We start from the raw sequence: 2,509 nt of genomic DNA on the forward strand, positions 1-2,509 counted from the left end.
TATCGGTAGTTAACCCTTCCTCCTACACTCTCCACAATCATGTCCGAGCGTTGCACTTATTATCTGAATTCGCGGTCCAGTCCCATAATATGACGTGCCTGACGGTTCGATTTCATGCTTACTCCTTAATCCAGTTGATGTTTCAAGGACTAGCCCGGCGCGTTGACCGGGCGAAATATAACCTGATTTGATGCGACTAAACTGTAGCCGCAAAAGTGATGGTCTGCTAATCCGCCGCCAAGTGCAATGACCGCTGTCCGCTTTCAGAACAGTCCGGGTCCGGTTAATGAGCGGCAAAAAGCCAGCTCAGATCGCCCCCCAGACGGATACTGTGCAGCGGGCGTAGCGCGGCAAGCCGCTGATGTAACGCCGCATCGCAGGATGACAGCGCGCACCATCCCTCAACCCAGGCAACGCTGGAAGCCTGATGGGTAAAAGCAATGTCCTGTTCGATACCGGCTTTGCGGCTGAACGCCTCAGGATTGTCGAAGCCGGATAAGATGCGATTGCCCAGCCGCTGTAACGCCTTATCGTTTTCTGCCGTCACCTCAACGCCGTTGCTGCGGGCGAAAAGCGCAATCATCACCAGCGGCTGAACGGCGTAATTGTGATAAGAGAACGCCCGCTGCTTGCGACGCAGCTCGTTAGGCAAAAAGCCCTCGCTATCCACCTGGCTTGCTGCGGTGCGGTACATCGCCAGTGACTGGTCAAAGAGATCGCGTCGGTCGGTCACCACGGCGGTGGCCATAATCGCCCACGCGGCCCAGTAGCTGTGGTTGTTAACCCGTTTTAGCGGTAGGTCGCGCCAGTCTGCCACCGTCAGGTCACCCAGATGACTGAGCCAGCGTTCAACCTCAGCGGCAGCCTCTTTTTGTGTCGCCAGTGGATGAGCAGGTGAGAATTTCAGCTGTAGCCAGGACGAGGAAAGTGTTGCCAGCACCCATTTGCGCATCGATTTACCCGTATGGTTTTTGGCCGTAGCGGTCAATGCGCCCGCACGAGCCCATGTCTCCAGGCCATTGACCACGCACTCTGCCCGTGCCGGGTTACCGTCATGAGCAAAACCTGTCACCACCTGGCTGACCACTTTTTCAAGCCGGGTGATGGCCTTTGTTTGCTCATGGAATGCACGATTGGCCTGTGGGTTCAACGTAGCGCGGGCGCTGTCGGAACCGTCATACTTGCTGGTGAAATCTAATGCGTCGGTAAACGGCGGCGGAAAAGCAGGGCAGGTAAAGTGGGAGGACGCATGGTGTTGCGGTTCTTGTTGATAGCCTGCCGGGGGGTGCAGACTGGCCCCGGCAGATGCCGCCGTGACGGCGGCAATAAATAAACTGATTCTTCTGACTAAAGCGAACATCTGTAACCCTGCACGTCAGCCTAATGGGACACTGACTATAGCATGGGGCATCGGGTGATTAGCTACCGCTGCCGCCAAACACATGTACTGCGCGGTGCAGACGTGCAGCACGCTCAGAGAGGTCTTCAGCGGCACTGGTAACGCTTTCCACCATGCTGGTGTTGTTGTGTGTCATCACGCCGATGCGGGAAACGGATTCATTGATCAGCTGTAACGCCAGGGTCTGTTCGTGCGTTGCAGTGCCAATCTCTTTGATCATCGTCGACATATTAATGACGCTATCGATCATCGCCATCAGGTGCGTTTCCGTGTTCTCGACCATTTCGACGCCGCTTTTCACATTGGCCACGTTCTGTTCGATAAGCGCCTGAATCTTACGCGCCGCCGATGCAGATTGCTGGGCCAGGTTGCGTACTTCCGCCGCCACGACCGCAAAACCACGACCTGATTCACCGGCACGCGCCGCTTCTACCGCAGCGTTGAGCGCCAGAATATTCGTCTGGAAGGCGATACTGTCAATCACCCCGATGATGTCGACGATTTTACTGTTGTCCTGGGACACGGCCTGCATCATCGAGATCGTTTTTTTCATGATGTCGCCGCTGTTCGTTGCGCTGGCGCTGGTTTCATCCGCGCGTACCATCGCTTCAGAGGCGGTTTCTGCCGTCTGTCTTACTGCGCTGGCAATCTCTTCCACCGCCGCGGCGGTTTGATGTAGGTCGGCGGAGGTTTCTTCCGTGCGTTTTTGCAGAGATTCGCCTTCTTCGGTAATACGATGACTAATATCGCGAATACCGCTGATCTGTGCGGAAACGTCACCCACCAGAGAACTCAGGTTGAGGCCGGACTGGTTTACCAGACGCATCAACAAACCAATTTCATCCACGCGGTTAAAGTGGCGGTAATCCGCTTTACGCCCGGAGACCACTTTTTGCATCTGGGTCAGGATAACTTTTAACGGACGACAAATTTGCCCCTGTAAATAAACAGAGAGCAGTCCAAGCGTTGCCAGCGTTACGCCGGTTTTTTCTACCAGATTAAATGAAGCGAATTGCATTGCCACTAGATAGTATCGTCACGAGGATAAAAATCATTGATAATAGGGCCTTCTAATCAGAAGGCCCTATTATCATGACTATTCCAGCCTAT

Annotated in this window: 2 protein-coding genes and 1 pseudogene; all 3 read right to left on the reverse strand. The window is 54.5% G+C overall.

Features of this window, described 5'->3' with window-relative positions; all coding sequences use genetic code 11:
• Window positions 1-59 precede the first annotated feature (59 nt).
• The gene (locus ACSZPU_RS24955; RefSeq protein WP_499004281.1) at window positions 60-116 is read right to left on the reverse strand and encodes a ribosome hibernation factor SRA; all 57 of its coding nucleotides are present in this window, start codon (window positions 114-116) and stop codon (window positions 60-62) included.
• 167 nt (window positions 117-283) lie between these two features.
• Window positions 284-1,360 (reverse strand): mannuronate-specific alginate lyase, encoded by a 1,077-nt coding sequence (locus ACSZPU_RS24960; RefSeq protein WP_499004280.1) that lies wholly within the window; start codon window positions 1,358-1,360, stop codon window positions 284-286.
• 58 nt (window positions 1,361-1,418) lie between these two features.
• Window positions 1,419-2,411, reverse strand: a pseudogene (locus tag ACSZPU_RS24965) (methyl-accepting chemotaxis protein); the annotation flags it as partial.
• Window positions 2,412-2,509 lie beyond the last annotated feature (98 nt).

The organism is Phytobacter sp. V69 (genome assembly GCF_965644215.1).
Classification (GTDB): Bacteria; Pseudomonadota; Gammaproteobacteria; order Enterobacterales; family Enterobacteriaceae; genus Phytobacter.

Bases quoted from the DNA above. Each gene is read 5' to 3' on its own strand.
- ACSZPU_RS24960 (WP_499004280.1), bottom strand. From the start codon at position 1,360: ATGTTCGCTTTAGTCAGAAGAATCAGTTTATTTATTGCCGCCGTCACG.